The sequence below is a fragment of the Pseudomonas sp. Irchel 3A7 genome (assembly GCF_900187565.1).
GTDB lineage: Bacteria > Pseudomonadota > Gammaproteobacteria > Pseudomonadales > Pseudomonadaceae > Aquipseudomonas.
Genome location: NZ_FYED01000005.1, coordinates 225105 through 252104, shown reverse-complemented (window position 1 = coordinate 252104; position 27000 = coordinate 225105). Strand labels below are relative to the sequence as shown.

General features: G+C 60.0%; 28 protein-coding genes. 17 read left to right on the top strand and 11 right to left on the bottom strand.

Annotated features, from left to right (window positions below; genetic code table 11):
- Nucleotides 1-75 precede the first annotated feature (75 nt).
- The 8 genes from mreB to tldD all read left to right on the top strand — a co-directional run bounded on the left by mreB (nt 76) and on the right by tldD (nt 11398).
- Nucleotides 76-1113, top strand: a complete 1038-nt coding sequence (mreB, locus tag CKW21_RS10625) for a rod shape-determining protein MreB (protein ID WP_002555108.1) — start codon at nt 76-78, stop codon at nt 1111-1113.
- Nucleotides 1114-1256: 143 nt separating this feature from the next.
- Nucleotides 1257-2378, top strand: coding sequence for a rod shape-determining protein MreC (gene mreC, locus CKW21_RS10620; RefSeq protein ID WP_095193924.1), 1122 nt, complete (start codon nt 1257-1259; stop codon nt 2376-2378).
- Nucleotides 2378-2869, top strand: coding sequence for a rod shape-determining protein MreD (gene mreD, locus CKW21_RS10615; RefSeq protein WP_095193923.1), 492 nt, complete (start codon nt 2378-2380; stop codon nt 2867-2869). Before mreC ends, mreD begins: the two co-directional genes overlap by 1 nt.
- A 43-nt stretch (nt 2870-2912) precedes the next feature.
- Nucleotides 2913-3509: a nucleoside triphosphate pyrophosphatase gene (locus tag CKW21_RS10610; protein WP_095193922.1), complete on the top strand. Its 597-nt coding sequence runs from the start codon at nt 2913-2915 to the stop codon at nt 3507-3509.
- Nucleotides 3510-3566: 57 nt separating this feature from the next.
- Nucleotides 3567-5024, top strand: a complete 1458-nt coding sequence (gene rng, locus CKW21_RS10605; RefSeq protein ID WP_095193921.1) for a ribonuclease G — start codon at nt 3567-3569, stop codon at nt 5022-5024.
- A 75-nt stretch (nt 5025-5099) separates the two neighbouring features.
- Complete coding sequence (locus CKW21_RS10600) at nt 5100-8903, top strand: YhdP family protein (RefSeq protein WP_095193920.1); 3804 nt, start codon at nt 5100-5102, stop codon at nt 8901-8903.
- 185 nt (nt 8904-9088) lie between these two features.
- Nucleotides 9089-9943, top strand: coding sequence for a carbon-nitrogen hydrolase family protein (locus CKW21_RS10595; protein ID WP_095193919.1), 855 nt, complete (start codon nt 9089-9091; stop codon nt 9941-9943).
- 12 nt (nt 9944-9955) lie between these two features.
- Nucleotides 9956-11398, top strand: coding sequence for a metalloprotease TldD (gene tldD, locus CKW21_RS10590; protein WP_095193918.1), 1443 nt, complete (start codon nt 9956-9958; stop codon nt 11396-11398).
- 47 nt (nt 11399-11445) lie between these two features.
- Here tldD and yjgA read toward each other — a convergent pair whose 3' ends face one another.
- Complete coding sequence (gene yjgA, locus CKW21_RS10585; RefSeq protein WP_008054354.1) at nt 11446-11970, bottom strand: ribosome biogenesis factor YjgA; 525 nt, start codon at nt 11968-11970, stop codon at nt 11446-11448.
- 108 nt (nt 11971-12078) lie between these two features.
- Between yjgA and pmbA the strand changes: the two genes are divergently transcribed.
- The 6 genes from pmbA to CKW21_RS10555 all read left to right on the top strand — a co-directional run bounded on the left by pmbA (nt 12079) and on the right by CKW21_RS10555 (nt 17432).
- Entirely contained in the window at nt 12079-13425 is a 1347-nt protein-coding gene (pmbA, locus tag CKW21_RS10580; protein WP_095193917.1) for a metalloprotease PmbA, read from the top strand.
- Nucleotides 13426-13675: 250 nt separating this feature from the next.
- Nucleotides 13676-14083: a FagA protein gene (locus CKW21_RS10575; RefSeq protein WP_095193916.1), complete on the top strand. Its 408-nt coding sequence runs from the start codon at nt 13676-13678 to the stop codon at nt 14081-14083.
- Nucleotides 14064-15440, top strand: coding sequence for an aspartate ammonia-lyase (locus CKW21_RS10570; RefSeq protein WP_095193915.1), 1377 nt, complete (start codon nt 14064-14066; stop codon nt 15438-15440). Before CKW21_RS10575 ends, CKW21_RS10570 begins: the two co-directional genes overlap by 20 nt.
- 27 nt (nt 15441-15467) lie before the next feature.
- Nucleotides 15468-15896: a hypothetical protein gene (locus tag CKW21_RS10565; protein WP_095193914.1), complete on the top strand. Its 429-nt coding sequence runs from the start codon at nt 15468-15470 to the stop codon at nt 15894-15896.
- Between the two features lies 1 nt (nt 15897).
- Nucleotides 15898-16518 carry a superoxide dismutase gene (locus CKW21_RS10560; protein WP_095193913.1) on the top strand — a complete coding sequence of 207 codons (621 nt, stop codon included), beginning with the start codon at nt 15898-15900 and terminating at the stop codon, nt 16516-16518.
- Between the two features lie 20 nt (nt 16519-16538).
- On the top strand, nt 16539-17432 hold the full coding sequence (locus tag CKW21_RS10555; RefSeq protein WP_095193912.1) for a ZIP family metal transporter: 894 nt from the start codon (nt 16539-16541) through the stop codon (nt 17430-17432).
- 187 nt (nt 17433-17619) lie between these two features.
- On the opposite strand, the gene CKW21_RS10550 is transcribed toward CKW21_RS10555, so the two are convergent.
- From CKW21_RS10550 to CKW21_RS10505, 10 genes are all read right to left on the bottom strand, one after another.
- Nucleotides 17620-17895, bottom strand: coding sequence for an HPr family phosphocarrier protein (locus tag CKW21_RS10550; protein WP_095193911.1), 276 nt, complete (start codon nt 17893-17895; stop codon nt 17620-17622).
- A gap of 15 nt (nt 17896-17910) precedes the next feature.
- Complete coding sequence (rapZ, locus tag CKW21_RS10545; protein WP_095193910.1) at nt 17911-18768, bottom strand: RNase adapter RapZ; 858 nt, start codon at nt 18766-18768, stop codon at nt 17911-17913.
- Nucleotides 18769-18770: 2 nt separating this feature from the next.
- Nucleotides 18771-19235 carry a PTS IIA-like nitrogen regulatory protein PtsN gene (ptsN, locus tag CKW21_RS10540; RefSeq protein ID WP_095193909.1) on the bottom strand — a complete coding sequence of 155 codons (465 nt, stop codon included), beginning with the start codon at nt 19233-19235 and terminating at the stop codon, nt 18771-18773.
- Nucleotides 19236-19247: 12 nt separating this feature from the next.
- Entirely contained in the window at nt 19248-19556 is a 309-nt protein-coding gene (hpf, locus tag CKW21_RS10535; RefSeq protein ID WP_007941242.1) for a ribosome hibernation-promoting factor, HPF/YfiA family, read from the bottom strand.
- Between the two features lie 74 nt (nt 19557-19630).
- Nucleotides 19631-21124: an RNA polymerase factor sigma-54 gene (locus tag CKW21_RS10530; RefSeq protein ID WP_032829337.1), complete on the bottom strand. Its 1494-nt coding sequence runs from the start codon at nt 21122-21124 to the stop codon at nt 19631-19633.
- Between the two features lie 183 nt (nt 21125-21307).
- On the bottom strand, nt 21308-22033 hold the full coding sequence (gene lptB / locus CKW21_RS10525) for an LPS export ABC transporter ATP-binding protein (protein ID WP_095193908.1): 726 nt from the start codon (nt 22031-22033) through the stop codon (nt 21308-21310).
- Nucleotides 22033-22581 (bottom strand): lipopolysaccharide transport periplasmic protein LptA, encoded by a 549-nt coding sequence (lptA, locus tag CKW21_RS10520; protein ID WP_095193907.1) that lies wholly within the window; start codon nt 22579-22581, stop codon nt 22033-22035. The genes lptB and lptA overlap by 1 nt, the downstream gene beginning before the upstream one ends.
- The gene (gene lptC / locus CKW21_RS10515; protein ID WP_095193906.1) at nt 22568-23140 is read right to left on the bottom strand and encodes an LPS export ABC transporter periplasmic protein LptC; all 573 of its coding nucleotides are present in this window, start codon (nt 23138-23140) and stop codon (nt 22568-22570) included. Before lptC ends, lptA begins: the two co-directional genes overlap by 14 nt.
- A gap of 7 nt (nt 23141-23147) precedes the next feature.
- A complete protein-coding gene (locus CKW21_RS10510; RefSeq protein ID WP_095193905.1) occupies nt 23148-23672 on the bottom strand; it encodes an HAD family hydrolase in 525 nt (174 codons plus the stop codon).
- Nucleotides 23672-24646, bottom strand: a complete 975-nt coding sequence (locus CKW21_RS10505) for a KpsF/GutQ family sugar-phosphate isomerase (protein ID WP_095193904.1) — start codon at nt 24644-24646, stop codon at nt 23672-23674. The genes CKW21_RS10510 and CKW21_RS10505 overlap by 1 nt, the downstream gene beginning before the upstream one ends.
- A gap of 274 nt (nt 24647-24920) precedes the next feature.
- Between CKW21_RS10505 and CKW21_RS10500 the strand changes: the two genes are divergently transcribed.
- Genes CKW21_RS10500 through mlaD form a run of 3 tightly spaced genes read left to right on the top strand, consistent with a single transcriptional unit; the run spans nt 24921 to nt 26997 of the window.
- Nucleotides 24921-25733, top strand: coding sequence for an ATP-binding cassette domain-containing protein (locus CKW21_RS10500; RefSeq protein WP_095193903.1), 813 nt, complete (start codon nt 24921-24923; stop codon nt 25731-25733).
- Nucleotides 25733-26530, top strand: coding sequence for a lipid asymmetry maintenance ABC transporter permease subunit MlaE (gene mlaE, locus CKW21_RS10495; protein WP_095193902.1), 798 nt, complete (start codon nt 25733-25735; stop codon nt 26528-26530). The genes CKW21_RS10500 and mlaE overlap by 1 nt, the downstream gene beginning before the upstream one ends.
- Nucleotides 26530-26997 carry an outer membrane lipid asymmetry maintenance protein MlaD gene (mlaD, locus tag CKW21_RS10490; RefSeq protein WP_008054374.1) on the top strand — a complete coding sequence of 156 codons (468 nt, stop codon included), beginning with the start codon at nt 26530-26532 and terminating at the stop codon, nt 26995-26997. The genes mlaE and mlaD overlap by 1 nt, the downstream gene beginning before the upstream one ends.
- Nucleotides 26998-27000: the final 3 nt, after the last annotated feature.

Genomic DNA, 27000 nt, shown 5'->3' with positions numbered 1-27000 from the left:
CCTTGCCCAAAATCCCTGTCGTTGTTAGAGTTTGCCGCACTTTTTTACCCACGCGTTGCCTAGGGTCCCTTTCCCATGTTCAAGAAACTGCGTGGCATGTTTTCCAGCGATCTTTCCATTGACCTGGGCACTGCCAACACCCTTATTTACGTGCGCGAGCGCGGTATCGTCCTGAATGAGCCATCGGTTGTGGCCATTCGGACACACGGTAACCAGAAAAGTGTCGTTGCTGTCGGCACCGAGGCCAAGCGCATGCTGGGCCGTACGCCGGGCAACATTGCTGCCATTCGTCCGATGAAGGACGGCGTGATCGCCGACTTCAGCGTCTGCGAAAAGATGCTGCAGTACTTCATCAACAAGGTTCATGAAAACAGCTTCCTGCAGCCTAGCCCGCGTGTGCTGATCTGCGTTCCTTGCAAATCCACCCAGGTTGAGCGTCGCGCCATCCGTGAATCGGCCCTCGGTGCCGGTGCCCGTGAAGTATTCCTGATCGAAGAGCCAATGGCCGCTGCGATCGGTGCCGGCCTGCCGGTTGAAGAAGCGCGCGGTTCGATGGTGGTCGATATCGGTGGCGGTACCACCGAAATCGCGCTGATCTCCCTGAACGGTGTGGTTTACGCTGAATCCGTACGGGTTGGCGGCGACCGCTTCGACGAAGCGATCATCACCTACGTGCGTCGCAACTACGGCAGCCTGATCGGCGAGTCCACCGCCGAGCGCATCAAACAGGAAATCGGCACGGCCTACCCGGGCGGTGAAGTGCGTGAAGTCGACGTGCGTGGCCGTAACCTGGCTGAAGGCGTTCCACGCGCATTCACCCTGAACTCCAACGAAGTGCTGGAAGCTCTGCAAGAGTCCCTGGCGACCATCGTTCAGGCCGTCAAAAGCGCCCTGGAGCAATCGCCGCCGGAACTGGCGTCCGACATCGCCGAGCGTGGCCTGGTACTGACCGGTGGTGGCGCCTTGCTGCGTGACCTCGACAAGTTGCTGGCCCAGGAAACCGGCCTGCCGGTGATCGTCGCCGAAGACCCGTTGACCTGCGTAGCTCGCGGCGGTGGCCGTGCATTGGAAATGATGGATAAACACACCATGGATCTGCTCTCCAGCGAATAAGTCGCCGGATGGCCTTCATGCTGTTGAGCGCGCAGGCGGCACTTTGCAGTGCTGCCTGTTCGCGTTTATCTTCTGTCAGTCTGCATCCAGGCCGGTTTGATGCCGTATGAATAAAGAGAATATTTGCCTGGGAGGAGCGGCTTATTAAACCGCTTTTCACCAAGGGTCCCTCACTGGGCGTGCGCTTGTTGGTGCTGGTCGTGCTTTCGGTCGCGCTGATGGTGTTCGATGCCCGCTTCACACTGCTCAAGCCAGTGCGTAGCCAGATGTCGCTGGTGCTGATGCAGTCTTACTGGATCACCGACCTGCCGCAGCGGCTATGGCAGGGTGTGGCCAGCCAGTTTGGCAGCCGGACCGAACTCGTCGCCGAAAACGAAAAGCTCAAGAGCGAAAACCTGCTGTTGCAGGGGCGCATGCAAAAGCTTGCCTCCCTGACCGAGCAGAACGTTCGGCTGCGCGAGTTGCTCAACTCCTCGGCACTGGTCAACGAAAAGGTCGAAGTGGCCGAATTGATCGGCATGGACCCCAACCCGTTCACCCACCGCATCATCATCAACAAGGGTGAGCGTGACGGTGTGGTCCTCGGTCAGCCGGTACTCGATGCCCGTGGCCTGATGGGCCAGGTGGTCGAGTTGATGCCCTATACCTCCCGCGTCCTGCTACTGACCGATTCCACCCACAGCATTCCAGTGCAGGTCAACCGCAACGGCCTGCGGGCGATCGCCAGCGGCACCGGCAACCCGGAACGCCTCGAGCTGCGTCACGTGGCGGATACCGCTGACATCAAGGAAGGCGATCTGCTGGTCAGCTCCGGCCTGGGGCAGCGTTTCCCGGCAGGTTACCCGGTGGCCACGGTCAAGGAAGTGATCCACGACTCCGGCCAGCCGTTCGCCATTGTCCGCGCGGTGCCGACCGCAGCCTTGAATCGCAGCCGTTACCTGCTGTTGGTGTTCAGCGACAACCGCACCGCTGAAGAGCGTGCCAATGATGCGGCGCAGGCTCAGGAGTCTCTGGATGCTCAGGGCGGTGGACCGATCATTCCGGCGACCGTGCCGAAACCCGCCATTGTTCCGGCCGCCGTCGCGGCGCCAGCAGCACCGGTAGCCCCGGTAGCCCCGACAACGGCTCCCGCTGCCGCCACTCCGGCCAAGCCTGTCGCCACCCATCCCGCCGCTGCCAAGCCTCCGGCGGCTCAACCCGCTGCCGTGAAGCCTGCTGCCAAACCGCCTGTCTCCGCGCCGGCTAACACTGGGGGACGAGAATAATGGTCGGTGTCAAAGCTTCACGAAACGGCTGGATGGTCTGGCTGACGTTCGCCATCGGCATGCTGCTCAGCGTTTCGCCGCTGCCGCAATTCATGGAAATCCTTCGCCCGCTATGGCTGGCCCTGCTGCTGGCGTTCTGGGCGTTGGCCCTGCCACAGAAAATCGGGATGGTCACCGCGTGGTGCCTGGGCCTGGCTGAAGACGTGCTGTATGGCACGCTGCTGGGCCAGAACGCTTTGATCCTGACCCTCATCACCTACCTGGTGCTGGCACTGCAACAACGTCTGCGGATGTTCCCGATGTGGCAGCAGAGCCTGGTGATCCTGGTGATCTTCGGCCTCGCGCAGCTTGTTCAGTTATGGCTCAGCGCGCTGACCGGCAACCGTCAGCCAACGCTGGCGCTGGTATTGCCGGCGCTGGTCAGCGCATTGCTCTGGCCATGGATCAGCTTCGCTTTGCGCGGTTTGCGTCGACGCTACAAAATCAATTAACTCGGTCAGGCATTTGCCTCCAATTTGACAGGGAGATGTCTTGATGAAACGGCTGTACCTGGCCTCTGGCTCGCCGCGTCGGCGTGAACTGCTCACGCAGATCGGCGTGCCTTTCACCGCCATCAGTGCGGACATCGATGAAACCCCTCTGACTCATGAATCGCCTTCGGCCTATGTCGAGCGTCTTGCGCGCGGCAAGGCTGCGGCCGGGCGCGATTCGGTGGTGTCCGATGCGCCGTTCTGCGTGCTGGGCGCCGATACCGCTGTCGTGCTCGACGGCAAAATTCTCGGCAAACCGGTTGATGAAGCTGACGCTTGCGCCATGCTGAAGATGTTGTCCTGCAAAGAACATGAAGTCCTGACGGCGATTGCACTGCTCGAAGGTGAGCGTTGCGAGTCGCGGGTGGTGCGCAGTGTGGTGCGTTTTCGCCCCATCGACAGCGACGAGGCGGTGGCCTACTGGGCCAGCGGCGAGCCGCGGGACAAGGCAGGTGGTTATGGAATTCAAGGATTGGGTGCGGTGTTTGTCGCCGGGCTCGATGGAAGTTATTCGGCGGTGGTTGGACTGCCGCTGTGCGAAACCGCGGAACTGCTCGGCCATTTCGGCATACCCTGTTGGCAAACCCATAACGCGCGTTAAGCGTCGTACTGACCAGATGCGGCCATTATCGTGAACATGCCTGAACGAGATCCTGCCATGAGTGAAGAGATTCTGATCAACATCACGCCGATGGAATCACGCGTGGCGGTGGTCGAAAACGGTGTCCTGCAAGAGGTCCATGTCGAGCGCACGCAAAAGCGCGGGATCGTCGGCAACATCTATAAAGGCAAAGTCGTGCGGGTATTGCCGGGCATGCAGGCGGCATTTGTCGATATCGGCCTGGATCGTGCCGCGTTCATTCATGCCTCGGAAATTTCCCTGCGCGAAGGTCCGGCGGTGGAGAGCATCAGCGCCCTGGTACATGAAGGCCAGAGCCTGGTGGTGCAAGTCACCAAGGACCCGATCGGCTCCAAAGGGGCGCGGTTGACTACCCAGTTGTCGATCCCGTCGCGCTATCTGGTGTACATGCCGCGCACCGCGCATGTCGGCATTTCGCTGAAGATCGAAGACGAAGCCGAGCGCGAACGCCTCAAGCAAGTGGTCAGCGATTGCGTCGCCAAGGAAGGCATCAAGGAAGCCGGTGGTTTTATCCTGCGTACGGCGGCCGAAGGCGCCGGCGCCGACGAAATCCTCATGGACATCCGCTACTTGCGCAGGCTCTGGGATCAGATCAATGCCCAGATCTTGACCATCAGCGCGCCAAGCGTGATCTATGAGGATCTCGGCCTGGCACTGCGCACCCTGCGTGATCTGGTGAGCCCGAAAATCGAGAAGATTCGCATCGACTCACGGGAAACCTTCCAGAAAACCACGCAATTCGTCGCCGAACTGATGCCGGAGATCGCCGATCGTCTGGAGCACTACCCCGGCGAACGGCCGATTTTCGACCTGTACGGCGTCGAAGACGAAATCCAGAAAGCCCTGGAACGCAAAGTCCCGCTCAAGTCCGGTGGATACCTGGTGGTGGATCCGGCGGAAGCCATGAGCACCATCGACGTCAACACCGGGGCGTTCGTCGGTCATCGCAACCTCGAAGAAACCATCTTCAAGACCAACCTCGAAGCCGCGACGGCCATCGCTCGCCAACTGCGACTGCGCAATCTGGGCGGGATCATCATCATCGATTTCATCGACATGGAAGATGAAGAACACCAGCGCCAGGTGCTGCGCACGCTGGAGAAGCAGTTGGAGCGCGATCACGCCAAGACCAACATTATCGGTATCACCGAGTTGGGCCTGGTACAGATGACGCGCAAGCGCACCCGCGAAAGCCTTGAGCAAGTGTTGTGCGAACCGTGCACCAGTTGCCAGGGCCGCGGCAAGTTGAAGACCCCGGAAACCGTTTGCTACGAAATCTTCCGCGAAATCCTCCGCGAGGCTCGCGCCTATCAGGCGGAAGGCTATCGTGTATTGGCGAACCAGAAAGTTGTCGATCGCCTGCTCGATGAAGAGTCGGGCAACGTCGCCGAGCTTGAAGGGTTCATCGGACGCACCATTCGGTTCCAGGTGGAAACCATGTATTCCCAGGAACAATACGACGTGGTGCTGCTCTGAATCGCTACGTCCTGATTTTTTCTCAACGGCTGGCCTCAGCTTTTCGCAGAACTTTTGCCATGGGAGCCAACTGACATGGAGCGTCTGACACGCATTTTGGCCGCACTGACCCGCTGGGGTCTGGGCCTGTGCGCGTTGGTTTTGGTATTGATGGCGTTGTACGTCAGCCTTGGCCGGGAATTGGCGCCGCTGGTGGCCGAATACCGTGTCGAAATCGAAAGCAGGGCCAGTGAGGCCTTGGGCATGCCACTGCAAATCGGCGAGTTGAAAGGCAGCTGGAGCGGCTTCGCGCCTATTTTGTCGGTTCACGATGTCACAGTGGGCGAGGGCGCCAACGCCCTGCACCTGGAGCATGTGCGGGTAGTGCCGGATCTTTGGGGCAGTGTAATGGCGCGCGAAGTGCGCATCGCCCATCTGGAACTCAACGGCCTGAAGATCAGCCTCAAGCAAGGCGATGATGGCCAGTGGGCGCTGGAAGGCTTGCCGGTCAAGGACGATCAGCCCCTTGACCCGCAGCAGTTGCTCAATCGCATGCAGATGCTCCAGCAGTTGTCGGTTCTCGACAGCCAGATCACCTTGCAGCCGTGGGGAGCGTCGCCACTGACGCTGACCTACGTCGGCCTGAATCTGAAAACCGGTGTCACGCGTCAGCGACTCGATGCGCGCCTGACGCTGCCTGACGGGCAACCGCTGGCCATGAGCCTGCGCACGCGCATACGCGCCAGCCAGTGGAAGGAGGCTGAAGCCCAGGTTTACCTGAGCCTGCCGCAAAGCGACTGGTCGAAATGGCTGCCCGAGAGCATCAGCCAGCAATGGAATTTTTCCGAGATCAAGGCCGGCGGCGAGCTGTGGGCGACCTGGGGCAAGGGCGAGCTGCAAAGCGCTGCGGTGCGTTTGAATGCACCGCAACTCAAGGGTGCCTATGCCGAACGCAAACCGGTGCAGATCAACAATCTGGCGCTCAATGGCTATTTCCAGCGCAACGCCGAAGGCATGCTGGTGACGGTGGATTCCCTGGCGATGAACCTCGGCGAAACCCGCTGGGAATCGCGTCTGCAGTTCAAGCAAACCAAAGCCACTGACAATTTGGAGGCGCTCTGGCATTTGCAGGCCGACCGCCTCGAACTTACCCCGCTCACGCCGCTGCTCAATGCCCTGGCGCCACTGCCTGAAGGCCTTGCCACGGTGATTGAGCGACTCAAGGTCACCGGCGGGCTGCGCAATGTCCTGATCGATGTGCGACCCAATGCCACGGATGACAGCAAATTCAGCTTTGCCGCCAACCTCGACCGGGTCGGTTTCGACGCCTATCACGGCGCGCCAGCGGCGCGAAACGTCACGGGCAGCATCAGCGGTGACCTTGGGCAGGGCGAGTTGCGCATGGACAGCAAGGATTTCATGCTGCACCTGGACCCGATTTTCGCCAAGCCATGGCAGTACATTCAGGCCAATGCCCGCCTGACCTGGAAGCTCGACAAAGACGGCTTCACCCTGATCGCGCCGTACCTGAAGGTGCTGGGCGAAGAGGGCAAGATTGCCGGCGATTTCCTGATCCGCCTGCATTTCGACCACACCCAGGAAGACTACATGGACCTGCGGGTCGGTCTGGTGGAGGGTGACGGTCGTTACACCGCCAAATACCTGCCGGCGGTGCTCAGCCCGGCGCTGGACGAATGGTTGCGTACGGCGATTCTCAAAGGTGCGGTGGATCAGGGCTTCTTCCAGTACCAGGGGTCGTTGAACCACGGTGCAGCCGAGACAGCGCGCAGTATCAGTCTGTTTTTCAAGGTGCACGATGCCGAATTGGCCTTCCAGCCGGGCTGGCCCCATGTCAGCAAGGTGACGGGCGATGTGTTCGTTGAAGACAGCGGCGTGCGGATCCTGGCCAGCAAGGGGCAATTGCTCGATACCCAGGTCCGCGACATTTACGTCAATATCCCCCATGTGCCGGACGGGCAAAGCTCCCACCTGCTTCTCGACGGGGCGTTTGCCGGAGGTTTGGGCGACGGTCTGAAAATTCTTCAAACAGCGCCGATCGGCACTGCCGAGACCTTTGCCGGTTGGGAAGGCGAGGGTGACCTGCAAGGCAAGCTCAAGCTTGATATTCCTTTGGCCAAGGGCGAGCAACCGAAAATCCTGGTCGACTTCAAGACGGCCAAGGCCCGCCTGAAACTGGCCGAACCGTCACTGGAGCTGACGCAGCTCAAGGGCGATTTCCGCTTCGACAGCGCCAAAGGACTGAGCGGGCAAAACATCACCGCCCGAGCGTTCGACAAACCGGTAAGCGCGCAGATTTTCGCCGATGGTCGCGAAGGCAAGCTCAACACCCGGGTCACCGCTTCGGGGCAGGTCGAAGTCAAAAAGCTCACGGACTGGCTGAGCGTTACCCAGCCATTGCCGGTCAGCGGCGTGATCCCCTACCAATTGCAACTGACCCTCGATGGCGCTGATAGCCAGTTGATGGTCAATTCCAGTCTCAAGGGAGTAACCCTGGACTTGCCAGCGCCGTTCGGCCTGGCGGCGGATGCGGGGCGTGACACGACGTTCCGCATGACGCTGCAAGGCGCGGAGCGACGCTATTGGGTGAACTACGGCGAACTGGCGAACTTCACCTTTGCCGCACCGACCGGCAACATTGCCAACGGTCGTGGTGAGTTGTTCCTGGGCAACGGCGATGCGGTGTTGCCCGGTGCCAAGGGCCTGCGTGTGCGCGGCGTGCTGTCGGAACTGGACGTCGGGCCGTGGCAGGATCTGGTGAGCAAGTATGCCGGGAGTGACCCCGGTGGCAGCGCCAAGCAGTTGCTCAGTGGCGCGGATATCAAGGTCGGCAAGCTTAGCGCCTTCGGCACGACATTGGATCAGGCGTCAGTGCAGTTGGCGCGTAAACCGACCGCTTGGGCCCTGCAGCTCGACAGTCAGCAGGTCAAGGGCAACGCCAGCTTCCCTGATGCGAAAGCCGCACCGACGGTGATCAATCTGCAAACCGTGCGTCTGCCGGCACCGGACCCGACGGTGCTGGCCGATGAGAACTCGCCGGACCCGCTGGCCTCGGTGGACCCGACCAAGATCCCGGCGATGGATATCACCATCAATCAGCTGTACCAGGGCAATGACCTGGTGGGTGCCTGGTCGCTGAAAGTGCGCCCGACGGCCAAGGGCATTGCTCTGAACTCACTGGACATGGGCCTCAAAGGCATTCTGTTGCAGGGCAGCGGCGGCTGGGAAGGTGTGCCCGGCGCCAGCACAAGCTGGTACAAGGGACGGATCAGCGGCAAGAACCTCGCGGACGTGCTCAAGGGCTGGGGCTTTGCGCCAAGTGTCACCAGTCAGGAGTTCCATATGGATGTGGATGGCCGTTGGCCCGGCTCACCGGCCTGGCTGGCGTCCAAGCGTTTTTCCGGCACCCTCGATGCTTCGATGAAGGAGGGTCAGTTTGTTGAAGTCGAGGGCGGTGCCCAGGCGTTGCGGGTGTTTGGCTTGCTCAACTTCAACTCCATTGGCCGGCGTTTGCGCCTGGACTTCTCCGACCTGTTCGGCAAAGGCCTGAGCTATGACCGGGTCAAGGGGCTGCTGGTGGCGACCAACGGCGTGTACGTGACCCGCGAGCCGATCCAGATGACGGGGCCGTCGAGCAATGTTGAACTCAACGGTACCCTGAATCTGGTCGGTGATCAGATCGATGCCAAATTGCTGGTGACCTTGCCGGTGACCAACAACTTGCCGATTGCCGCCTTGATCGTCGGTGCACCTGCCATTGGCGGGGCGCTATTTCTGATCGACAAGTTGATCGGCGATCGCGTCGCCCGTTTCGCCAGTGTGAAATACACCGTCAAAGGGCCGTGGAAAGATCCGAAAATCACCTACGACAAGCCTTTTTGAAACGCCATCCTTCGGACCTATGGAGTAGCATGGCGAGAATGGCTCGCCCCCCTTGTAGGAGCGAGCTTGCTCGCGATGGACGTGAACGATGACGCAGGCTGTCTGAAAAAACACGTCACGTTCAGATTCATCGCGAGCGAGCTCGCTCCTACAGAGTCTGTGTTGATATCAGTAAGGAAAAGCCCATGTCTGTAGCGGTGATTCAAATGGTCAGCCAAAGCGATGTGCCGGGCAACCTGGTTCAGGCGCGTCGCCTGCTTGAACAGGCAGCGGCGGCGGGTGCCGTGCTGGCCGTGCTGCCGGAAAACTTCGCCGCCATGGGCCGCCGTGATATCGCCGACATCGGTCGCGCCGAGGCATTGGGCGAAGGCCCGATCCTGCCCTGGTTGAAGCAGACCGCACGTGACCTCAAGTTATGGATAGTGGCTGGCACTTTGCCGTTACCGCCGGTGGATCAACCGACGGCCAAAGTGCACGCCTGTTCGTTGCTGGTGAATGATCAAGGCGAAACGGTGGCGCGCTACGACAAACTGCACCTGTTCGACGTGGATGTGGCCGACAATCGCGGCCGTTATCGCGAATCCGATGACTATGCTTATGGCAGTGGGGTCGTGGTCGCGGACACGCCGGTGGGGCGAGTCGGCCTGACGGTTTGTTATGACTTGCGCTTCCCGGAGCTCTACAGCGAATTGCGTGCTGCCGGCGCGGAATTGATTACCGCGCCGTCGGCCTTTACCGCCGTGACCGGCGCTGCGCACTGGGACGTGCTGATTCGCGCAAGGGCCATCGAAACCCAGTGTTATGTGCTCGCGGCTGCCCAGGGTGGGACGCATCCGGGGCCGCGGGAAACCTGGGGGCATGCGGCCATTGTCGATCCATGGGGTCGAGTGCTGGCGCAACAGGATCAAGGCGAGGCCGTGCTGCTGGCCGAACGCGACAGCAGCGAACAGGCGTCCATCCGGGCGCGGATGCCGGTGTCCAGTCACCGGCGCTTTTTCTCGCAGGGCGCCCAGCGACCTGCATCAGAACGACGAATTTAAGGCGTAAAGCATATGAGCGAGTTGTTGTCCTCAGTCAGTGAACACCTCCTGGCGCCCGGTGGCGTAACGATCGAAAGCCTGCAAGGTGTGCTCGGGGATCTGGCCGGGCCGGGTATCGATGCCGCCGACCTGTATTTCCAGGGGCAGATTTCCGAGTCCTGGGCGCTGGAAGACGGCATCGTCAAGGAAGGCAGCTTCAATCTTGACCAGGGCGTGGGCGTGCGGGCTCAATCGGGTGAAAAAACCGGTTTCGCCTACAGCAACGCGATCACCCTCGAAGCTCTGGGCGCGGCGGCCCGTGCCGCCCGTTCGATTTCCCGGGCCGGGCAGAACGGGACGGTGCAAGCATTCACCACCCAGGATGTCGCGCAGTTGTACGCGCCGGACAATCCCCTGGAAGTGCTGAGCCGCGCGGAGAAAGTCGATCTGCTCAAGCGCATCGATGCCGCCACTCGCGCGCTCGATCCGCGTATCCAGCAAGTCACCGTGAGCATGGCCGGTGTCTGGGAACGGATTCTGGTGGCGTCTACCGATGGTGGTCTGGCGGCGGATGTGCGGCCACTGGTGCGCTTCAACGTCAGCGTGATCGTCGAGCAAAATGGCCGTCGCGAGCGCGGTGGCCATGGCGGTGGCGGTCGTACCGATTACCGTTACTTCCTCGCCGAAGACCGCGCCATGAGCTATGCCCGTGAAGCGTTGCGTCAGGCGCTGGTCAATCTGGAAGCCATTCCTGCGCCGGCCGGTACCTTGCCGGTGGTGCTCGGTTCCGGTTGGTCGGGCGTGCTGTTGCACGAAGCGGTCGGCCACGGCCTGGAAGGCGATTTCAACCGAAAGGGCAGCTCGGCTTATAGCGGGCGCATGGGCGAGAGGGTTGCCTCCAAACTTTGCACCATCGTCGACGACGGCACCTTGTCCGGGCGTCGTGGCTCATTGAGCGTTGACGATGAAGGCACCCCGACCGAGTGCACCACGCTGATCGAAAACGGCGTGCTCAAGGGGTATATGCAGGACAAGCTCAACGCACGGCTGATGGGTGTGGCCCGCACCGGTAACGGACGTCGCGAATCCTATGCGCATCTGCCGATGCCACGCATGACCAACACCTACATGCTGGCCGGCGAAAGCGACCCGGCGGAAATCATCGCTTCGGTGAAGAGGGGCATCTACTGCGCGAACCTCGGCGGTGGTCAGGTCGATATCACCAGCGGCAAGTTCGTGTTCTCCACCAGCGAGGCGTACCTGATCGAAGATGGCAAGATCACCGCCCCGGTCAAAGGTGCGACCTTGATCGGCAACGGCCCGGAAGCCATGAGCAAAGTGTCGATGGTCGGCAACGATCTGGCGCTGGACAGCGGCGTGGGGACGTGCGGCAAGGATGGGCAGTCGGTGCCGGTGGGTGTCGGCCAGCCAACGCTGAAGATTGATGCGATTACCGTGGGTGGCACGGGCTCGTAAGGATGGAGCTGCGGGTGAGTCGCGCGGCGACTCACCCGGTCCGGGATTCAACGCAGGCCGCGTTGAGTCTCGTCCAGCTCACGGATGTACTTGAAGATTTTACGGCTGGAAGCAGGAGGCTTGTTTTGTGCAACCTCGTGCTGTGCCTGACGGATCAGGGAACGCAGTTGCTGGCGATCGGCGTCAGGGTAGTCGACGACGAATTTTTCCAGAACGGCATCGTCACCGGCTATCAGGCGATCACGCCAGCGCTCCAGGTTATGGAAGCGCTCGTTGTACTGGCGAGTGGAGGCATCGAGTTGATCGAGCAAAACCAGAATGGCGTCAGTGTCCTGATCGCGCATCAGTTTGCCGATGAACTGAAGGTGCCGTTTACGCGCGATGTTCGCGGTGTGCTTGGGCGCATCGGCCAGGGCCCGGCGCAAGGCGTCGGTCAAGGGCAGTTTTGCCAGCAAGTCAGGCTTGAGTGTTGTGAGGCGCTCGCCGAGGTCAACCAGAGCATGCAGCTCGCGTTTGACCTGGGATTTGCTTTTTTCTCCCGTATCGAGGGAGTCGTCGTAAGAATCAACCATGGTGGCCGTCCGCAAAGAAACGCCGCCATGATAACCAGTCGGGGGCCGCTTGTCCGGCCCGGTCGCTCGATGACCGTCACCGAAAGCAGAATTTGAGTGGAGAACAGCATGAGTGCAGTTGAAAGCGTCGGCCCACAAGCATTGCCGGCACTGCAAGAACAAGTCGAGCAGATCATCGCTGAAGCCAAGCGCCAAGGCGCCAGTGCCTGTGAGGTGGCGGTATCCCTGGAGCAGGGCCTGTCGACCTCGGTACGCCAGCGTGAAGTCGAAACCGTCGAATTCAACCGCGATCAGGGCTTCGGCATCACCTTGTACGTCGGCCAGCGCAAGGGCTCGGCCAGCACTTCGGCCAGTGGTCCCGAGGCGATTCGTGAAACCGTCGCGGCGGCACTGGCCATCGCCAAACACACCTCTGAAGACGAAGCCTCGGGCCTGGCGGATGCCGCATTGATGGCCAGGGACCTGCAGGATTTCGATCTTTTCCACGAATGGGACATCACCCCGGAGCAGGCCATCGAAAAAGCCTTGCTCTGCGAAGCCGCGGCATTCGATGCCGACGCGCGGATCAAGAACGCTGACGGCACCACCCTGAGCACGCATCAGGGCTGCCGTGTGTACGGCAACAGCCACGGGTTTATCGGCGGTTATGCATCGACCCGGCACAGCCTGAGCTGCGTGATGATCGCCGAGGCCGATGGCCAGATGCAGCGTGATTACTGGTACGACGTGAACCGTCAGGGCAATTTGCTGGCCGATCCGGTGAGCATCGGCCAGCGTGCCGCGCAACGGGCGGCGAGTCGCCTGGGCGCGCGTCCGGTACCCACCTGCGAAGTACCGGTGCTGTTTTCCGCCGAGCTGGCCGGTGGTCTGTTCGGCAGTTTCCTGTCGGCGATTTCCGGTGGCAGCCTGTACCGAAAATCCTCGTTCCTTGAAGGCACCCTTGGGCAAAAGCTGTTTCCGGAGTGGCTGACCATTGATGAACGCCCGCACCTGATGCGTGCCCTGGGGAGTGCGGCGTTCGATGGTGATGGCCTGGCAACCTACGCCAAGCCGTTCGTCGAAAAAGGCGAGTTGGTGTCTTACGTCCTGGGCACCTACTCCGGTCGCAAACTCGGCATGCCGAGTACCGCGAATGCCGGCGGCGTGCATAACCTGTTCGTCACCCATGGTGATGAAGACCAGGCTGCCCTGCTGCGACGCATGGGCCGCGGGCTGTTGGTGACCGAGCTGATGGGCCAGGGCCTGAACATGGTCACCGGCGATTATTCCCGTGGCGCGGCGGGTTACTGGGTCGAGAACGGTGAAATCCAGTTCGCGGTCCAGGAAGTGACCATCGCCGGCAATATGCGCGATATGTTCAAGCAGATCCTTGCCGTGGGTAACGACCTGGAACTGCGCAGCAACATTCGTACGGGGTCGGTGCTGATCGAGCGGATGACGGTCGCCGGTAGCTGACCTTCCTCGCTGCATAAAAAAAGGCGCGCCACCCATCGGGTGGCGCGCCTTTTTGTTGGGCTTCGCACAATTCCCTTGTGGGAGCGAGCCTGCTCGCGAAGGCGGCCGATCATTCAACGACTTATGTTGGCTGACACCCCGCATTCGCGAGCAGGCTCGCTCCCACAAGGTATCTTGCGTACACAGTCGGGGTTGTTTTGGTTCTCATTATCATCTAATAATAAATCTCATTATCGAATGAGCCCAGATCATGAGTTCTGCCTTGCACGAGCAGCCTTACCTCGAAAGCTGGCGCTGGATGAGCCGCCAGATCCGTTGCGCGATGGATCCTGACGAACCTCGCCTGATCGATCATTACCTGGCCGAGGGCCGGTATCTGGCCTGTTGCACGGCGACCTCACCCTGGACCGTCGCTGAAACCTCTTTGCGTCTGTTGCTCGACACCGCCGCCGATGTCGCGCTGCCCTGGCACTGGCGCACTTACTGCCTGGACCAGGCCTGGCGTCCGCTGCGTGAGCTGGAACGCCTGTCTCTATGCAAATGCCGCCTCAAGCGCTGGCAGAGCTACACCTGGCAACTGGCGACCTGCGAGTTGCAACCCTCGATTCCCTTAATTGAACTGGTGCAAGGATCTACAGATGACCAAGACACGTATTGAGCGCGACAGCATGGGCGAGCTGCAGGTCCCGGAAGACGCCCTCTACGGCGCACAGACCCAACGTGCCGTGGATAACTTCCCGATCAGCGGCAAGCCGATGCCGGTACAGTTCATCCGCGCGCTGATCCTGGCCAAGGCGGCGGCCGCCCGGGCCAACATCGAGCTCAAGCAGATCAGCGAATCCCAAGGCAAAGCCATTGTCGATGCGGCGCAGGGTCTGCTGGAAGGCGATTTCATGCAGCACTTCCCGGTGGATATCTTCCAGACCGGTTCCGGCACCAGCTCCAACATGAACGCCAACGAAGTGATCGCCACCTTGGCCAGCCGCCTGCTCGGCGAGCCGGTGAACCCTAACGATCACGTCAACTGCGGGCAAAGCAGCAACGACATCATCCCCACCACCATTCACGTCAGTGCGGCGCTGGCCTTGCACGAACAGTTGCTGCCAGCCCTGACCGGGCTGGTGCAGGTGATTGAGCGCAAGGCCGAGCAGGTTCATCACCATGTCAAAACCGGTCGCACCCACCTGATGGACGCGATGCCGGTGCGCATGAGCCAGGTGCTCAATGGCTGGGCACAACAGCTCAAGGCCAACATCGGTCACTTGCAGGATTTACAGCCAAGCCTGCAATCCCTGGCCCAGGGTGGTACGGCCGTGGGTACCGGCATCAATGCGCATCCCGAATTCGCCGCGCGATTCAGCCGGCAACTGAGCCAATTGACCAGGGTGACATTCACCCCGGGTATCGATCTGTTTGCGTTGATCGGCTCCCAGGACACTGCCGTTGCCGTCTCCGGGCAGCTCAAGGCAACCGCCGTATCGCTGATGAAAATCGCCAACGATCTGCGCTGGATGAACTCCGGGCCCTTGGCCGGTCTGGGCGAAATCGAACTCGAAGCCTTGCAACCGGGTTCTTCGATCATGCCTGGCAAGGTCAACCCGGTGATTCCGGAAGCCACCGCCATGGTTGCAGCTCAAGTGATCGGCAACGACACGGTCATCACCATCGCCGGTCAGTCGGGCAACTTCGAACTGAACGTGATGTTGCCGATTGTTGCCCAGAACCTGCTGAGCAGCATCGAGCTGCTCGCCAACGCCAGCCGTTTGCTCGGTGAAAAAGCCATCGCCAGCTTCAAGGTGAACGAGTCCCGACTCAAGGAAGCGCTGTCTCGCAACCCGATTCTGGTGACCGCCCTCAACCCGATCATCGGCTACCAGAAAGCCGCCGAAATCGCCAAGAAGGCCTATCAACAAGGCCGGCCGGTGATCGATGTCGCACTGGAGCACACCGAGCTGTCACGCAGTCAGCTGGAAGAGTTGCTCAACCCCGAAAAACTCACCGCAGGCGGCGTGTAAACCCCACCACCGCTTTGGAGGTTCACCATGGAGCACTGGAAACGCACGATCGAAAGAGCCAATCGCTTTTTCATGCAGGGCGAACTGGTCGATGCTCGCGAGGCATACTTGCAGGCATTGGCCCTGGCCCAGGTGTTGTTCGAGCGCTGGGCGGATGCCGACGAAGCGGTGGCGGCTTGCGTGATTTCCCATCACAACCTGGCGGACCTGCATTTGCGCCTGAATCAGCCGGAGGAGAGCGCCGAATACCTGTGCGCCATCCACCAGCGGCTGTTGCAGACCATGCAGGACCCGCGACTGTCACCGGCCTTGCGTGAGGCTGCGCTGCGTCAGAGCAGCAAAACCTATGTCGAGCTGCTGAATTTCATCAGCGAACACGGCGAATACCCGCGCCCCCATCGTTTGCTGCACATCGATACCGCCTCGCCCGCGTCTCATCATCATGGAGTCCATTGAAATGGCTTTTACCTTGCCCGCCTTGCCGTATGCCTACGATGCCCTGGAGCCGCATATCGATGCGCAGACCATGGAGATTCACTACACCAAGCACCACCAGACCTACATCAACAACCTGAATGCCGCTGTCGAAGGCACCGAGTTTGCCGAGTGGCCAGTTGAAAAACTGGTGGCCGCCGTGCAGCAACTTCCGGAAAAACTTCGCGCCGCAGTGATCAATCAGGGCGGTGGTCATGCCAATCACTCGCTATTCTGGGAAGTCATGGCGCCCCATGGTGGCGGCAAGCCTGAAGGTGCACTGGCCGAGGCCATCGATGAGCAACTGGGTGGTCTCGACAGTTTCAAGGACGCCTTCACCAAAGCCGCGTTGACCCGCTTCGGCAGTGGTTGGGCCTGGCTAAGCGTGACGCCGCAAAAGACGTTGGTGGTGGAAAGCAGTGGCAACCAGGACAGTCCGTTGATGGGCGGCAATACACCCATCCTCGGCCTGGATGTCTGGGAGCACGCCTATTACCTGCAATATCAGAACCGTCGTCCGGAATACATCAGCGCGTTCTACAACGTGATCAACTGGCCTGAAGTCGCAGCTCGCTATCAGGCTGCGCTGGTCCAAGTCTTCTAAAAAACCATCCAAGGCTGACTATGGGCACTGAAACACTGGCGATCGGAAGTGGACGAATGTTTCGTTACGCGTTTGGATCGCTGTTACTGCTGGCGGGCATGAGCTTGCTGGTGGCGCACGGGCTGGAATGGCTGGACCTGGAGCCCCGGTTGTCGCGGGCGTTGCAGGGTGGTGCGATCTGCGCCCTCGGCACCGCGCTTGGGGCCGTGCCGGTGTTGGTGATCCGGCGCATGCCCCAGGCGCTCAGCGATACATTACTGGGGTTTGGCGCCGGAGTGATGCTGGCGGCGACGGCGTTTTCGCTGATCGTACCGGGCATTGCGGCGGCGGAGAATCTTGGCATGACCCCGTGGGCGTCCAGCGGCCTGATCTGTTTCGGCATCATGCTCGGCGCATTCGGTCTGTTTCTGGTGGATCGCAAAGTGTCCGGTGCCTCACCGCAAATGCTCGTCGGAACCGTGGAACATCCAGTGATTCCTCCTCGGATCTGGCTGTTTGTGTTCGCGATCATTGCCCATAACATTCCCGAAGGCATGGCTGTCGGTGTCTCGGCAGGCGGCGGCATGCCTGATGCCGACAGTCTGGCGATGGGCATTGCCTTGCAGGACGTGCCGGAGGGATTGGTGATTGCCCTGGTTCTGGCCGGGGCAGGGATGTCGCGGTTCAAGGCATTCCTGATCGGTGCCGCGTCAGGTCTGGTCGAGCCGGTGTTTGCCCTGTTGTGCGCATGGCTGGTGAGCCTGGCCGAGCTGCTGTTGCCGTTGGGCCTGGCATTGGCCGCCGGGGCCATGTTGCTGGTGGTCACCCATGAAGTCATTCCCGAGTCGCGTCGACACGGTCACGACAAGCTGGCCAGCCTCGGGTTGCTGGTCGGGTTCTGTTTAATGATGGTGATGGATACGGCGTTGGCCTGAAGGGGCTGTTATTAAGAGAATGCTGTTCACTTAAGACAGTTTTCAGACGAGTAAGAAACCGGTGGCGAGGGGATTTATCCCCGTTGGGCTGCGAAGCGGCCCCCAGTGCCCGTTCAAACAGACCGAGGTGTCTGGATTGGGGCCGCTTCGCGACCCAACGGGGATAAATCCCCTCGCCACAAGAGTGTTATTCGCCTTCGTCGAAGTAGTTATTGATCAAGGCAACCAGCGCTTCCATCGCTTCCTGTTCCTGTTCGCCTTCCGTGCTCAGATGGATTTTGGTGCCCTTGCCGGCGGCGAGCATCATCATGGCCATGATGCTTTTCCCGTCGACGGTGGATTCTGGTGTGCGTCCAACCCTGATCGTGCATTCCTTGAATTGACCGGCAACCCCAACGAATTTTGCAGACGCCCGGGCATGCAAACCCAGTTTATTGATGATTTCGATTTCCAGAGCAGGCATCGCGATGTGAATCCTTTAGCTGAGGTCGCGGTGGCGGACCTGGACGTTCTTCAGGGATTGCTGCAGGGTCTTGCCCAGACGTTCGGTCAGGTAGACAGAGCGGTGATGCCCGCCGGTGCAACCGATGGCGATGGTGACATACGCGCGGTTGCTGGCAGCAAAGCGGGGTAACCATTTGAGCAGATAGGTGGAGATGTCCTGGAACATCTCTTCGACATCCGGCTGCGCCGCCAGGTACTCGGCAACCGGCTGATCGAGTCCGGACTGCGCGCGTAACTCCGGTTTCCAGTAAGGATTGGGCAAGCAGCGCACATCGAACACCAGGTCGGCGTCGACCGGCATGCCGCGCTTGAAGCCGAAAGACTCCACCAGAAACGCTGTACCGGGCTCCGGCTGGTTCAGCAGGCGCAGCTTGATGGTATCGCGCAGCTGATACAGGTTCAGGTTGGTGGTATTGACCTTGAGATCGGCCAGGTCGGCAATGGGGCCGAGCAGGCTCGTTTCGTCGGTGATCGCTTCGGCCAGCGAGCGATTGGCACTGCTCAGCGGGTGGCGACGACGGGTTTCCGAAAAGCGTTTGAGCAGGGTTTCTTCGTCGGCATCCAGATACAGCACATCGCACTGGATGTGACGGCTGCGTACTTCTTCCAGCAGCTCGGGAAACCGCGATAGATGGCTTGGCAGGTTGCGCGCATCGATGGATACGGCAACCAGCGGCTGTGACAGCTCGGTGTGAATCAACGCACGTTCGGCCAGTTCCGGCAGCAACCCGGCAGGCAGGTTGTCGATGCAGTAGTAGCCGTTGTCCTCGAGCACATCGAGGGCGGTACTTTTACCTGAGCCGGAGCGGCCGCTGACGATGATCAAGCGCATGATTACTGCCCGTTTTGCTCGTCCAGGACAACCTGATACAAGGCTTGATTGCTCGGGGCGCTGCGCAGTTTGTCGCGCACGTCCTTGCGGTCGAGCATGCTGGCAATCTGGCGCAACAACTCAAGGTGCGCATCGGTGGCGGCTTCCGGGACCAGTAGCACAAACAGCAGGTCAACCGGGGCGCCGTCGATGGCGTCGAAATCTATAGGGGCGTCAAGGTGCATCAAGGCACTGATGGGCGCGTTGCAACCCTTGAGGCGGCAATGAGGAATGGCGATGCCGTTGCCAAAACCGGTCGAGCCGAGTTTTTCGCGGGCGATCAAAGCCTCGAAGACATCTTGCATCTCCAGATCCGGCACTTCGCGATGGATAAGGTTGGCAATTTGCTCGAGGGCTTTCTTTTTGCTGCCGCCCGGCACGTTCACCAGGGAACGGCCGGGGGTCAGGATGCTTTCAAGTCGGATCATGGGTTGGGAGTGTTAACGACCGGTAGCGCCCTGGAGGAGGCTCTGGGTCTTTTCCTTATGCTTTTTGAGTTGTTTATCCAGCTTGTCGGTCAAGGCGTCGATCGCCGCGTACATATCGGTATGTTCCGCGTTGGCGACCACTTCATTGCCGGGAATATGCAGCGTGGCTTCGATTTTCTGCTTCAGCTTTTCGACCGTCATCGTGACCTGCACGTTGGTGATCTTGTCGAAATGTCGCTCCAATCGTTCGAGTTTTTCGCCGATGTAGGTGCGAAGAGGTTCGGTCACTTCCAGTTGGTGTCCACTGATGTTGACTTGCATACAGCTTCTCCTTCGTTGCCAGTGCATAAAGCGGCAGATCAGATGATCTGCCACTGGAACGCTGTGGCGTGGCTCTACATCAACCGCTTGCGTTCGCTCGAAGGCGCGATCCCGAGGGATTCGCGGTACTTGGCGACGGTGCGGCGAGCCACCTGAATGCCTTGTGCCTCCAGTAAACCAGCGATCTTGCTGTCACTCAACGGCTTTTTCTGATTTTCCGCGGCAACCAGTTTTTTGATGATCGCGCGGATCGCCGTGGACGAGCATTCGCCGCCTTCGGAGGTGCTGACGTGACTGGAGAAAAAGTATTTCAATTCATAGATGCCCCGGGGGGTATGCATGAATTTCTGCGTGGTCACCCGTGAGATCGTCGACTCGTGCATGCCGACCGCTTCAGCGATGTCATGCAGGACCAACGGCTTCATCGCCTCGTCGCCATACTCCAGGAAGCCGCGCTGATGCTCGACGATCTGGGTGGCTACTTTCATCAGGGTTTCGTTGCGGCTTTGCAGGCTCTTGATGAACCAGCGGGCTTCCTGCAGCTGATTGCGCATGAAGGTGTTGTCGGCACTGGTATCGGCGCGGCGCACGAAGCCGGCGTACTGGGCATTGACCCGCAGCCGTGGCACCGACTCCTGGTTGAGCTCTACCAGCCAGCGCTCGTTGTCCTTGCGCACGATCACGTCCGGGACCACATATTCGGCTTCGGTGGACTCGATCTGCGAGCCAGGGCGCGGATTGAGGCTCTGGACCAGTTCGATGACCTGGCGCAGTTCGTCTTCCTTGAGCTTCATGCGGCGCATCAGCTGGCTGTAGTCACGGCTGCCGAGCAAGTCGATGTAATCGGTGACCAGGCGTTTGGCCTCGGCCAGCCAGGGTGTTTTGGCAGGCAGCTGGCGCAATTGCAGCAGCAGGCATTCACCCAGGTTACGGGCGCCGATGCCGGCGGGTTCGAATTGCTGGATGCGGTGCAGGACGGCTTCGATTTCGTCCAGTTCGATGTCCAGTTCCGGATCGAAGGCTTCGAGGATTTCCTCGAGCGTTTCGTCCAGATAGCCCTGATTGTTGATGCAGTCGATCAGGGTCACGGCAATCAGCCGGTCGGTGTCGGACATCGGGGCCAGGTTCAATTGCCAGAGCAGGTGGCTTTGCAGGCTTTCGCCGGCTGATGTGCGGGTGGTGAAGTCCCACTCGTCGTCATCGTTGCTGGGAAGACTGCTGGCGCTGGTCTGGTAGACGTCTTCCCATGCCGTATCGACGGGAAGTTCGTTGGGAATGCGTTCGTTCCAGTCACCTTCGTCGAGGTTATCAACCGTCGGCGCGCTTTCCTGGTAGGAAGGTTCCTGGATGTCGGTGTTGGGCTTCTGTTCGGCGTTGTCGGCCAAGGGGTCGGTGTTGTCGAAGTCGTCGCCTTCTTCCTGGCGCTCGAGCATCGGATTGGACTCCAGGGCCTCCTGGATTTCCTGCTGCAGGTCCAGGGTCGACAATTGGAGCAGGCGGATGGCCTGTTGCAGCTGCGGTGTCATCGTCAGCTGCTGGCCCATTCTCAAGACTAGCGATGGTTTCATGGCAGGGGCTTAACACCTTATTCGCCGGCGCACATGCGCCATCCACTACAGGGGCGCCGGAGCGCCAAACATAAGCAAATTATATGCCCGAAGTTGCGGTGTTTGCCTAGAGCGCTGTAACAATAAAAAAGTATTGATTTTTATCGAGACAAGCGCTCGGTCGACTAGCCAGCACTTCAGTGCTTACAGGCGGAACTCATGGCCCAGGTACACTTCCTTGACCAGGTCGTTGGCCAGGATGGTGTCGGAGTCGCCTTCGGCGATCAGTTGGCCATCGTTGACGATGTAGGCTGTTTCGCAGATATCCAGGGTTTCACGGACGTTGTGGTCAGTGATCAGTACGCCAATGCCCTTGGCCTTGAGGTGGTGGATGATCTGTTTGATGTCGCCCACCGAAATCGGGTCCACGCCGGCGAAGGGTTCGTCGAGCAGGATGAATTTCGGGTTGGTGGCCAGTGCGCGGGCGATTTCCACGCGGCGGCGTTCGCCACCGGACAGGCTCATGCCGAGGTTGTCGCGGATGTGGCTGATGTGGAACTCCTGCAGCAGGCTTTCCAGCTCCTGGCGACGATCGGCCTTGTCGAGTTCCTTGCGGGTCTCGAGGATGGCCATGATGTTGTCGGCCACCGACAGTTTGCGGAAGATCGACGCTTCTTGCGGCAGATAACCGATACCGGCCTTCGCACGACCGTGCATTGGCTGGTGGCTGACGTCCAGGTCGTCGATCAGGACGCGGCCCTGATCGGCCCGTACCAGGCCAACGATCATGTAGAAGCAGGTGGTCTTGCCGGCGCCGTTGGGGCCAAGCAGGCCGACGATCTGACCGCTGTCGATGGACAGGCTGACGTCACGCACGACCTGGCGGCTCTTGTAGCTCTTGGCCAGGTGCTGAGCTTTCAGAGTTGCCATTACTGGGCCTTTTGCTCGTCGGTTTTCTTTTTCGGCTGGATCACCATGTCGATGCGTGGGCGCGCTTCGGTGACTTTGCTGCCTGTGGCGCGACCGGCGCTGGCCAGCTTTTTAACGGTGTCGTAGACGATTTTTTCGCCCTGGGTGACGTTGTTGTCCTTGTCGACGACTTTGGCGCGATCGATCAGCACGACGCGGTTTTGCGTTGCGTGATACTGGATGGTCACGCCCCAGCCTTGAACCGGCTTGGCATCGCCCGCGGTTTGCACTTGTTCGAAGTAGGCGAGGTTGCCCACGGACGTCACCACATCGATATCACCGTTAGGTGCACGGGTCATGGTCACTTTGTTGCCGGTGACCTTCATCGAGCCTTGGGTGATGATCACATCGCCCGTGTAGGTGGCGATACCGTTCTTGTCGTCCAGCTGGGCGTCGTCGGCCTGAATGCGGATAGGCTGCTGTTGATCATCCGGCAGGGCCCAGGCGCTCACGCTTCCCAGTGCTGCGCTCAGACTGAGCAAAATAGGGAGGGTTTTAACGAGCCTCATACTGTCCTCTTACGTTCGAGAGCAGGTGTATCCTGCTTTCTTTCAAGTACGCTTTCATTCCGTTGCCTGTCGATACGCCGCCAGCGCCGTCGATTCTAACGGGTTGCTCGGTCTGCGCATATTGCTTCTGCGGGAACACTGTCATGCGAGTGGTGGTGATCAGGGTCCTGCGGTTTTTCTCGTCGAAACGCGTGATACGTACCGAATCGATCAGCTCGACCTGTGTGCCGTCGGGATTGACTTCACCCTTTTCGCTCTGGACGTGCCACGGGAACTCGGTGCCGCGGAACATGTTCAGGTCGGGATTGGTCAGCAAGGTCACTTCGGTGGCTTTGAGGTGTTCGACCTTGTCCGACGTCATTTCGTATTGCAGTTTGCCGTCCGGCAGGAACTGCACGCTGTGGGCGTTGATGGCGTAATAGTCGATTGCGCTGTTGTCGACTTGCACAACAGGCTTGTCGAGGAAACGTTCCGGGCTGATGTTCCAGTAGCCGACCGCGGCGAAAATCGCCGCGATGCAACCGAATACCAGGATGTTGCGAATCTTTTTGCTCAGCATGTCTGGCTCACAGGTACGCGGCATTGGCCGCATCGAGGCGGCCCTGGGCGCGCAGGATCAATTCGCAGAATTCGCGGGCGGCACCTTCGCCGCCGCGGGCCTGGGTGATGCCGTGGGCGTGTTCGCGCACGAAACTGGCGGCATTGGCGACTGCCATTCCCAAGCCTACGCGACGAATCACCGGCAGATCAGGCAGGTCGTCACCAAGGTAGGCAACCTGTTCATAGCTTAGGTTGAGTTGGCCAAGAAGCTCGTCAAGCACCACCAGTTTGTCTTCGCGTCCCTGGTACAGGTGTGGAATGCCGAGGTTCTTCGCTCGCCGCTCGACCACCGGGGTCTTGCGGCCGCTGATGATGGCAGTCTGCACGCCGGCGGCCATCAGCATCTTGATGCCCTGGCCGTCGAGGGTGTTGAACGTCTTGAATTCGCTGCCGTCTTCGAGGAAGTACAGGCGTCCGTCGGTGAGAACGCCGTCGACATCGAATACCGCCAGTTTGATCTGTTGGCCGCGCTTCAGCAGGTCCGTGCTCATTACATTACTCCCGCACGCAGCAAGTCGTGCATGTTCAAGGCACCGACCGGGCGGTCTTCGCCATCGACCACCACCAGCGCGTTGATTTTATGGTCTTCCATGATTTTCAGGGCCTCGGCGGCGAGCATTTCGGCGCGGGCGGTCTTGCCGTGGGCGGTCATGACCTGATCGATGGTGACGCTGTGGATATCGATTGTGCGATCCAGGGTGCGGCGCAAATCACCGTCAGTGAAGATCCCGGCCAATTTGCCGTCGGCTTCAAGGATTACGGTCATGCCCAGTCCCTTGCGGGTCATTTCCATCAGCGCATCCTTGAGCAGGGTGCCGCGCTGGACCTGTGGCAGCTCTTGCCCGGCGTGCATGACATTTTCCACTTTCAGCAGCAGGCGTCGGCCCAATGCACCGCCGGGATGGGAAAAGGCGAAGTCTTCGGCAGTAAACCCACGGGCTTCCAGCAGGGCCACGGCCAGGGCATCGCCCATGACCAGCGCGGCGGTGGTCGAAGAGGTGGGCGCCAGGTTCAGCGGGCAGGCCTCATGTTCGACATGCACATTGAGGTTGACCTCGGCGGCCTTGGCCAACGGCGAATCGGGATTGCCTGTCACGCTGATCAGCTGGATGCCCAAGCGCTTTATCAGTGGCAGCAGGGTGATGATTTCATTGGTGGAGCCGGAGTTCGACAGCGCGAGGATGATGTCGTCGCGGGTGATCATGCCCATGTCACCGTGGCTGGCTTCCGCCGGGTGGACGAAAAATGCCGTGGTGCCGGTGCTGGCCAGGGTTGCAGCGATCTTGCTGCCGATATGCCCGGACTTGCCCATGCCGACCACGACTACGCGGCCTTTGCTGGCCAGAATCATTTCGCAAGCGCGTACGAAATCTGCGTCGATGTGCGGCAGCAAGCCTTGTACGGCTTCCACTTCGAGGCGGATGGTACGTTGGGCGGATTGAATCAGGTCGCTGGATTGGCTCATGTCGGAAATCGTTTAGCCTGATGAAAAGGCGGCGATTATAGCGGTTATGATCAAAACCCTCACGCAAGTTCGTCGCGCATTGTCATTCCTTGTTACTTAATCCCTCTAAATGAAGCTTTTGGCTGGTCATATTGCTGAACTTGGTCCGGCAATGACCTTGGGCGCATGGCGCTTGCAGTGATATAGTTCGCCGCCAGTTCGGCCCGCCCGGGAGTATGTGCTTTCGTCAGGAAGCCAGGCGTCCGAGTGAGAGGCTGCATCGCAAGGAGTTTAGATGAGTGCCGATAACGCCTACGCGGTCGAGCTGAAGGGACTGACCTTCAAGCGCGGTGCGCGCAGCATTTTCAATAACGTCGATATCCGTATTCCCCGCGGCAAGGTCACCGGCATCATGGGGCCTTCCGGGTGTGGCAAGACTACGCTGTTGCGGTTGATGGGCGCGCAGTTGCGACCTACCAAGGGCGAAGTCTGGGTCAACGGTCAGAACCTGCCGAAGCTCTCGCGCAGCGATCTGTTCGATGCCCGCAAGCACATGGGCGTGCTGTTTCAGAGTGGTGCGCTGTTTACCGATCTCGATGTGTTCGAGAACGTGGCCTTTCCGCTGCGCGTTCATACCCAGCTGCCGGAAGAGATGATCCGCGATATCGTCCTGCTCAAATTGCAGGCCGTTGGCTTGCGTGGCGCCATCGAGCTGATGCCCGACGAACTGTCCGGCGGCATGAAGCGTCGTGTCGCGCTGGCGCGGGCGATTGCGCTTGATCCGCAGATTCTCATGTATGACGAGCCCTTCGTCGGCCAGGACCCTATCGCCATGGGGGTGCTGGTGCGCCTGATCCGCCTGCTCAACGATGCGCTGGGGATCACCAGTATCGTGGTTTCCCACGACCTGGCCGAGACCGCGAGCATTGCCGATTACATCTATGTGGTGGGCGATGGGCAGGTGTTGGGGCAGGGCACGCCTGATGAACTGATGAAATCGGACGACCCGCGCATCCGTCAGTTCATGACTGGCGAACCCGATGGCCCGGTTCCGTACCACTTTCCAGCGCCGGATTACCGCGCAGATCTCCTGGGGAAGCGCCGCTGATGCGCAGAATTTCATTAATAGAACGCGTACGTCGGTTCGGTCTGGCCGGAATCGACACCGTTGCGGTGTTCGGTCGCTCGACCCTGTTCCTGTTTCACGCATTGCTCGGCCGTGGCGGCATCGGCGGTGGTTTCGGCCTGCTGGTCAAGCAGCTTCATTCCGTCGGCGTGATGTCGCTGGTGATCATCGTGGTCTCCGGGATTTTCATCGGTATGGTGCTGGCGCTGCAGGGCTTCAATATCCTGTCCAGCTACGGTTCGGAGCAGGCGGTAGGGCAGATGGTTGCGCTGACCCTGTTGCGCGAATTGGGTCCGGTGGTGACGGCCTTGCTGTTTGCCGGGCGTGCCGGTTCGGCGCTGACCGCCGAGATCGGCAACATGAAGTCCACCGAACAATTATCCAGCCTGGAAATGATCGGGGTCGACCCGCTCAAGTACATCATTGCCCCACGCCTGTGGGCCGGCTTCATTTCCCTGCCGGTGCTGGCGATGATTTTCAGCGTGGTGGGCATCTGGGGCGGTTCGTGGGTGGCCGTCGACTGGCTGGGCGTTTATGAAGGCTCCTACTGGTCGAACATGCAAAACAGCGTGACCTTTGCTGACGATGTGCTCAACGGCATCATCAAAAGCATGGTGTTTGCCTTCGTCGTGACCTGGATTGCCGTATTCCAAGGCTATGACTGCGAACCCACTTCCGAGGGGATCAGTCGTGCCACTACCAAGACCGTGGTGTATGCCTCTCTGGCAATCCTCGGCCTGGACTTTATTTTGACCGCCTTGATGTTTGGAGATTTCTGATGCAAAACCGCACCCTGGAAATCGGTGTCGGCCTTTTCTTGCTGGCTGGCATCCTGGCTTTGCTGTTGCTGGCGCTGCGGGTCAGCGGCCTGTCCCCGAGCCCGAGCACCGAAACCTATAAACTTTATGCGTATTTCGACAATATCGCCGGTTTGACTGTCAGAGCTAAAGTGACCATGGCCGGTGTGACCATCGGCAAGGTCACGGCAATCGATCTGGACCGCGACAGCTTCACCGGTCGAGTGACCATGCAACTGGAAAAGCGCGTAGATAACCTGCCTGCCGACTCCACTGCATCTATCCTGACCGCTGGCCTGCTGGGCGAGAAGTACATTGGTATCAGCGTGGGCGGGGAAGAAGCCCTGCTCAAGGATGGCGGGACCATCCACGATACCCAGTCGTCGCTGGTACTCGAGGACCTGATCGGCAAGTTCCTTCTCAATACCGTTAGCAAAGACGCCAAATGAGGA

What these genes read in the sequence shown, in the direction of transcription:
- CKW21_RS10510 (WP_095193905.1), bottom strand. Translation starts at nt 23,672, where the DNA reads ATGAGCACGGACCTGCTGAAGCGCGGCCAACAGATCAAACTGGCGGTA.
- lptB (WP_095193908.1), bottom strand. Translation starts at nt 22,033, where the DNA reads ATGGCAACTCTGAAAGCTCAGCACCTGGCCAAGAGCTACAAGAGCCGC.
- CKW21_RS10530 (WP_032829337.1), bottom strand. Translation starts at nt 21,124, where the DNA reads ATGAAACCATCGCTAGTCTTGAGAATGGGCCAGCAGCTGACGATGACA.
- CKW21_RS10565 (WP_095193914.1), top strand. Translation starts at nt 15,468, where the DNA reads ATGGAGCACTGGAAACGCACGATCGAAAGAGCCAATCGCTTTTTCATG.
- mlaE (WP_095193902.1), top strand. Translation starts at nt 25,733, where the DNA reads ATGCGCAGAATTTCATTAATAGAACGCGTACGTCGGTTCGGTCTGGCC.
- CKW21_RS10500 (WP_095193903.1), top strand. Translation starts at nt 24,921, where the DNA reads ATGAGTGCCGATAACGCCTACGCGGTCGAGCTGAAGGGACTGACCTTC.
- CKW21_RS10610 (WP_095193922.1), top strand. Translation starts at nt 2,913, where the DNA reads ATGAAACGGCTGTACCTGGCCTCTGGCTCGCCGCGTCGGCGTGAACTG.
- mreB (WP_002555108.1), top strand. Translation starts at nt 76, where the DNA reads ATGTTCAAGAAACTGCGTGGCATGTTTTCCAGCGATCTTTCCATTGAC.
- hpf (WP_007941242.1), bottom strand. Translation starts at nt 19,556, where the DNA reads ATGCAAGTCAACATCAGTGGACACCAACTGGAAGTGACCGAACCTCTT.
- mlaD (WP_008054374.1), top strand. Translation starts at nt 26,530, where the DNA reads ATGCAAAACCGCACCCTGGAAATCGGTGTCGGCCTTTTCTTGCTGGCT.
- CKW21_RS10550 (WP_095193911.1), bottom strand. Translation starts at nt 17,895, where the DNA reads ATGCCTGCTCTGGAAATCGAAATCATCAATAAACTGGGTTTGCATGCC.
- rng (WP_095193921.1), top strand. Translation starts at nt 3,567, where the DNA reads ATGAGTGAAGAGATTCTGATCAACATCACGCCGATGGAATCACGCGTG.
- pmbA (WP_095193917.1), top strand. Translation starts at nt 12,079, where the DNA reads ATGAGTGCAGTTGAAAGCGTCGGCCCACAAGCATTGCCGGCACTGCAA.
- CKW21_RS10560 (WP_095193913.1), top strand. Translation starts at nt 15,898, where the DNA reads ATGGCTTTTACCTTGCCCGCCTTGCCGTATGCCTACGATGCCCTGGAG.
- CKW21_RS10570 (WP_095193915.1), top strand. Translation starts at nt 14,064, where the DNA reads ATGACCAAGACACGTATTGAGCGCGACAGCATGGGCGAGCTGCAGGTC.
- mreD (WP_095193923.1), top strand. Translation starts at nt 2,378, where the DNA reads ATGGTCGGTGTCAAAGCTTCACGAAACGGCTGGATGGTCTGGCTGACG.
- rapZ (WP_095193910.1), bottom strand. Translation starts at nt 18,768, where the DNA reads ATGCGCTTGATCATCGTCAGCGGCCGCTCCGGCTCAGGTAAAAGTACC.
- CKW21_RS10600 (WP_095193920.1), top strand. Translation starts at nt 5,100, where the DNA reads ATGGAGCGTCTGACACGCATTTTGGCCGCACTGACCCGCTGGGGTCTG.
- CKW21_RS10595 (WP_095193919.1), top strand. Translation starts at nt 9,089, where the DNA reads ATGTCTGTAGCGGTGATTCAAATGGTCAGCCAAAGCGATGTGCCGGGC.
- CKW21_RS10555 (WP_095193912.1), top strand. Translation starts at nt 16,539, where the DNA reads ATGGGCACTGAAACACTGGCGATCGGAAGTGGACGAATGTTTCGTTAC.
- CKW21_RS10575 (WP_095193916.1), top strand. Translation starts at nt 13,676, where the DNA reads ATGAGTTCTGCCTTGCACGAGCAGCCTTACCTCGAAAGCTGGCGCTGG.
- tldD (WP_095193918.1), top strand. Translation starts at nt 9,956, where the DNA reads ATGAGCGAGTTGTTGTCCTCAGTCAGTGAACACCTCCTGGCGCCCGGT.
- ptsN (WP_095193909.1), bottom strand. Translation starts at nt 19,235, where the DNA reads ATGATCCGACTTGAAAGCATCCTGACCCCCGGCCGTTCCCTGGTGAAC.
- lptC (WP_095193906.1), bottom strand. Translation starts at nt 23,140, where the DNA reads ATGCTGAGCAAAAAGATTCGCAACATCCTGGTATTCGGTTGCATCGCG.
- lptA (WP_095193907.1), bottom strand. Translation starts at nt 22,581, where the DNA reads ATGAGGCTCGTTAAAACCCTCCCTATTTTGCTCAGTCTGAGCGCAGCA.
- CKW21_RS10505 (WP_095193904.1), bottom strand. Translation starts at nt 24,646, where the DNA reads ATGAGCCAATCCAGCGACCTGATTCAATCCGCCCAACGTACCATCCGC.
- yjgA (WP_008054354.1), bottom strand. Translation starts at nt 11,970, where the DNA reads ATGGTTGATTCTTACGACGACTCCCTCGATACGGGAGAAAAAAGCAAA.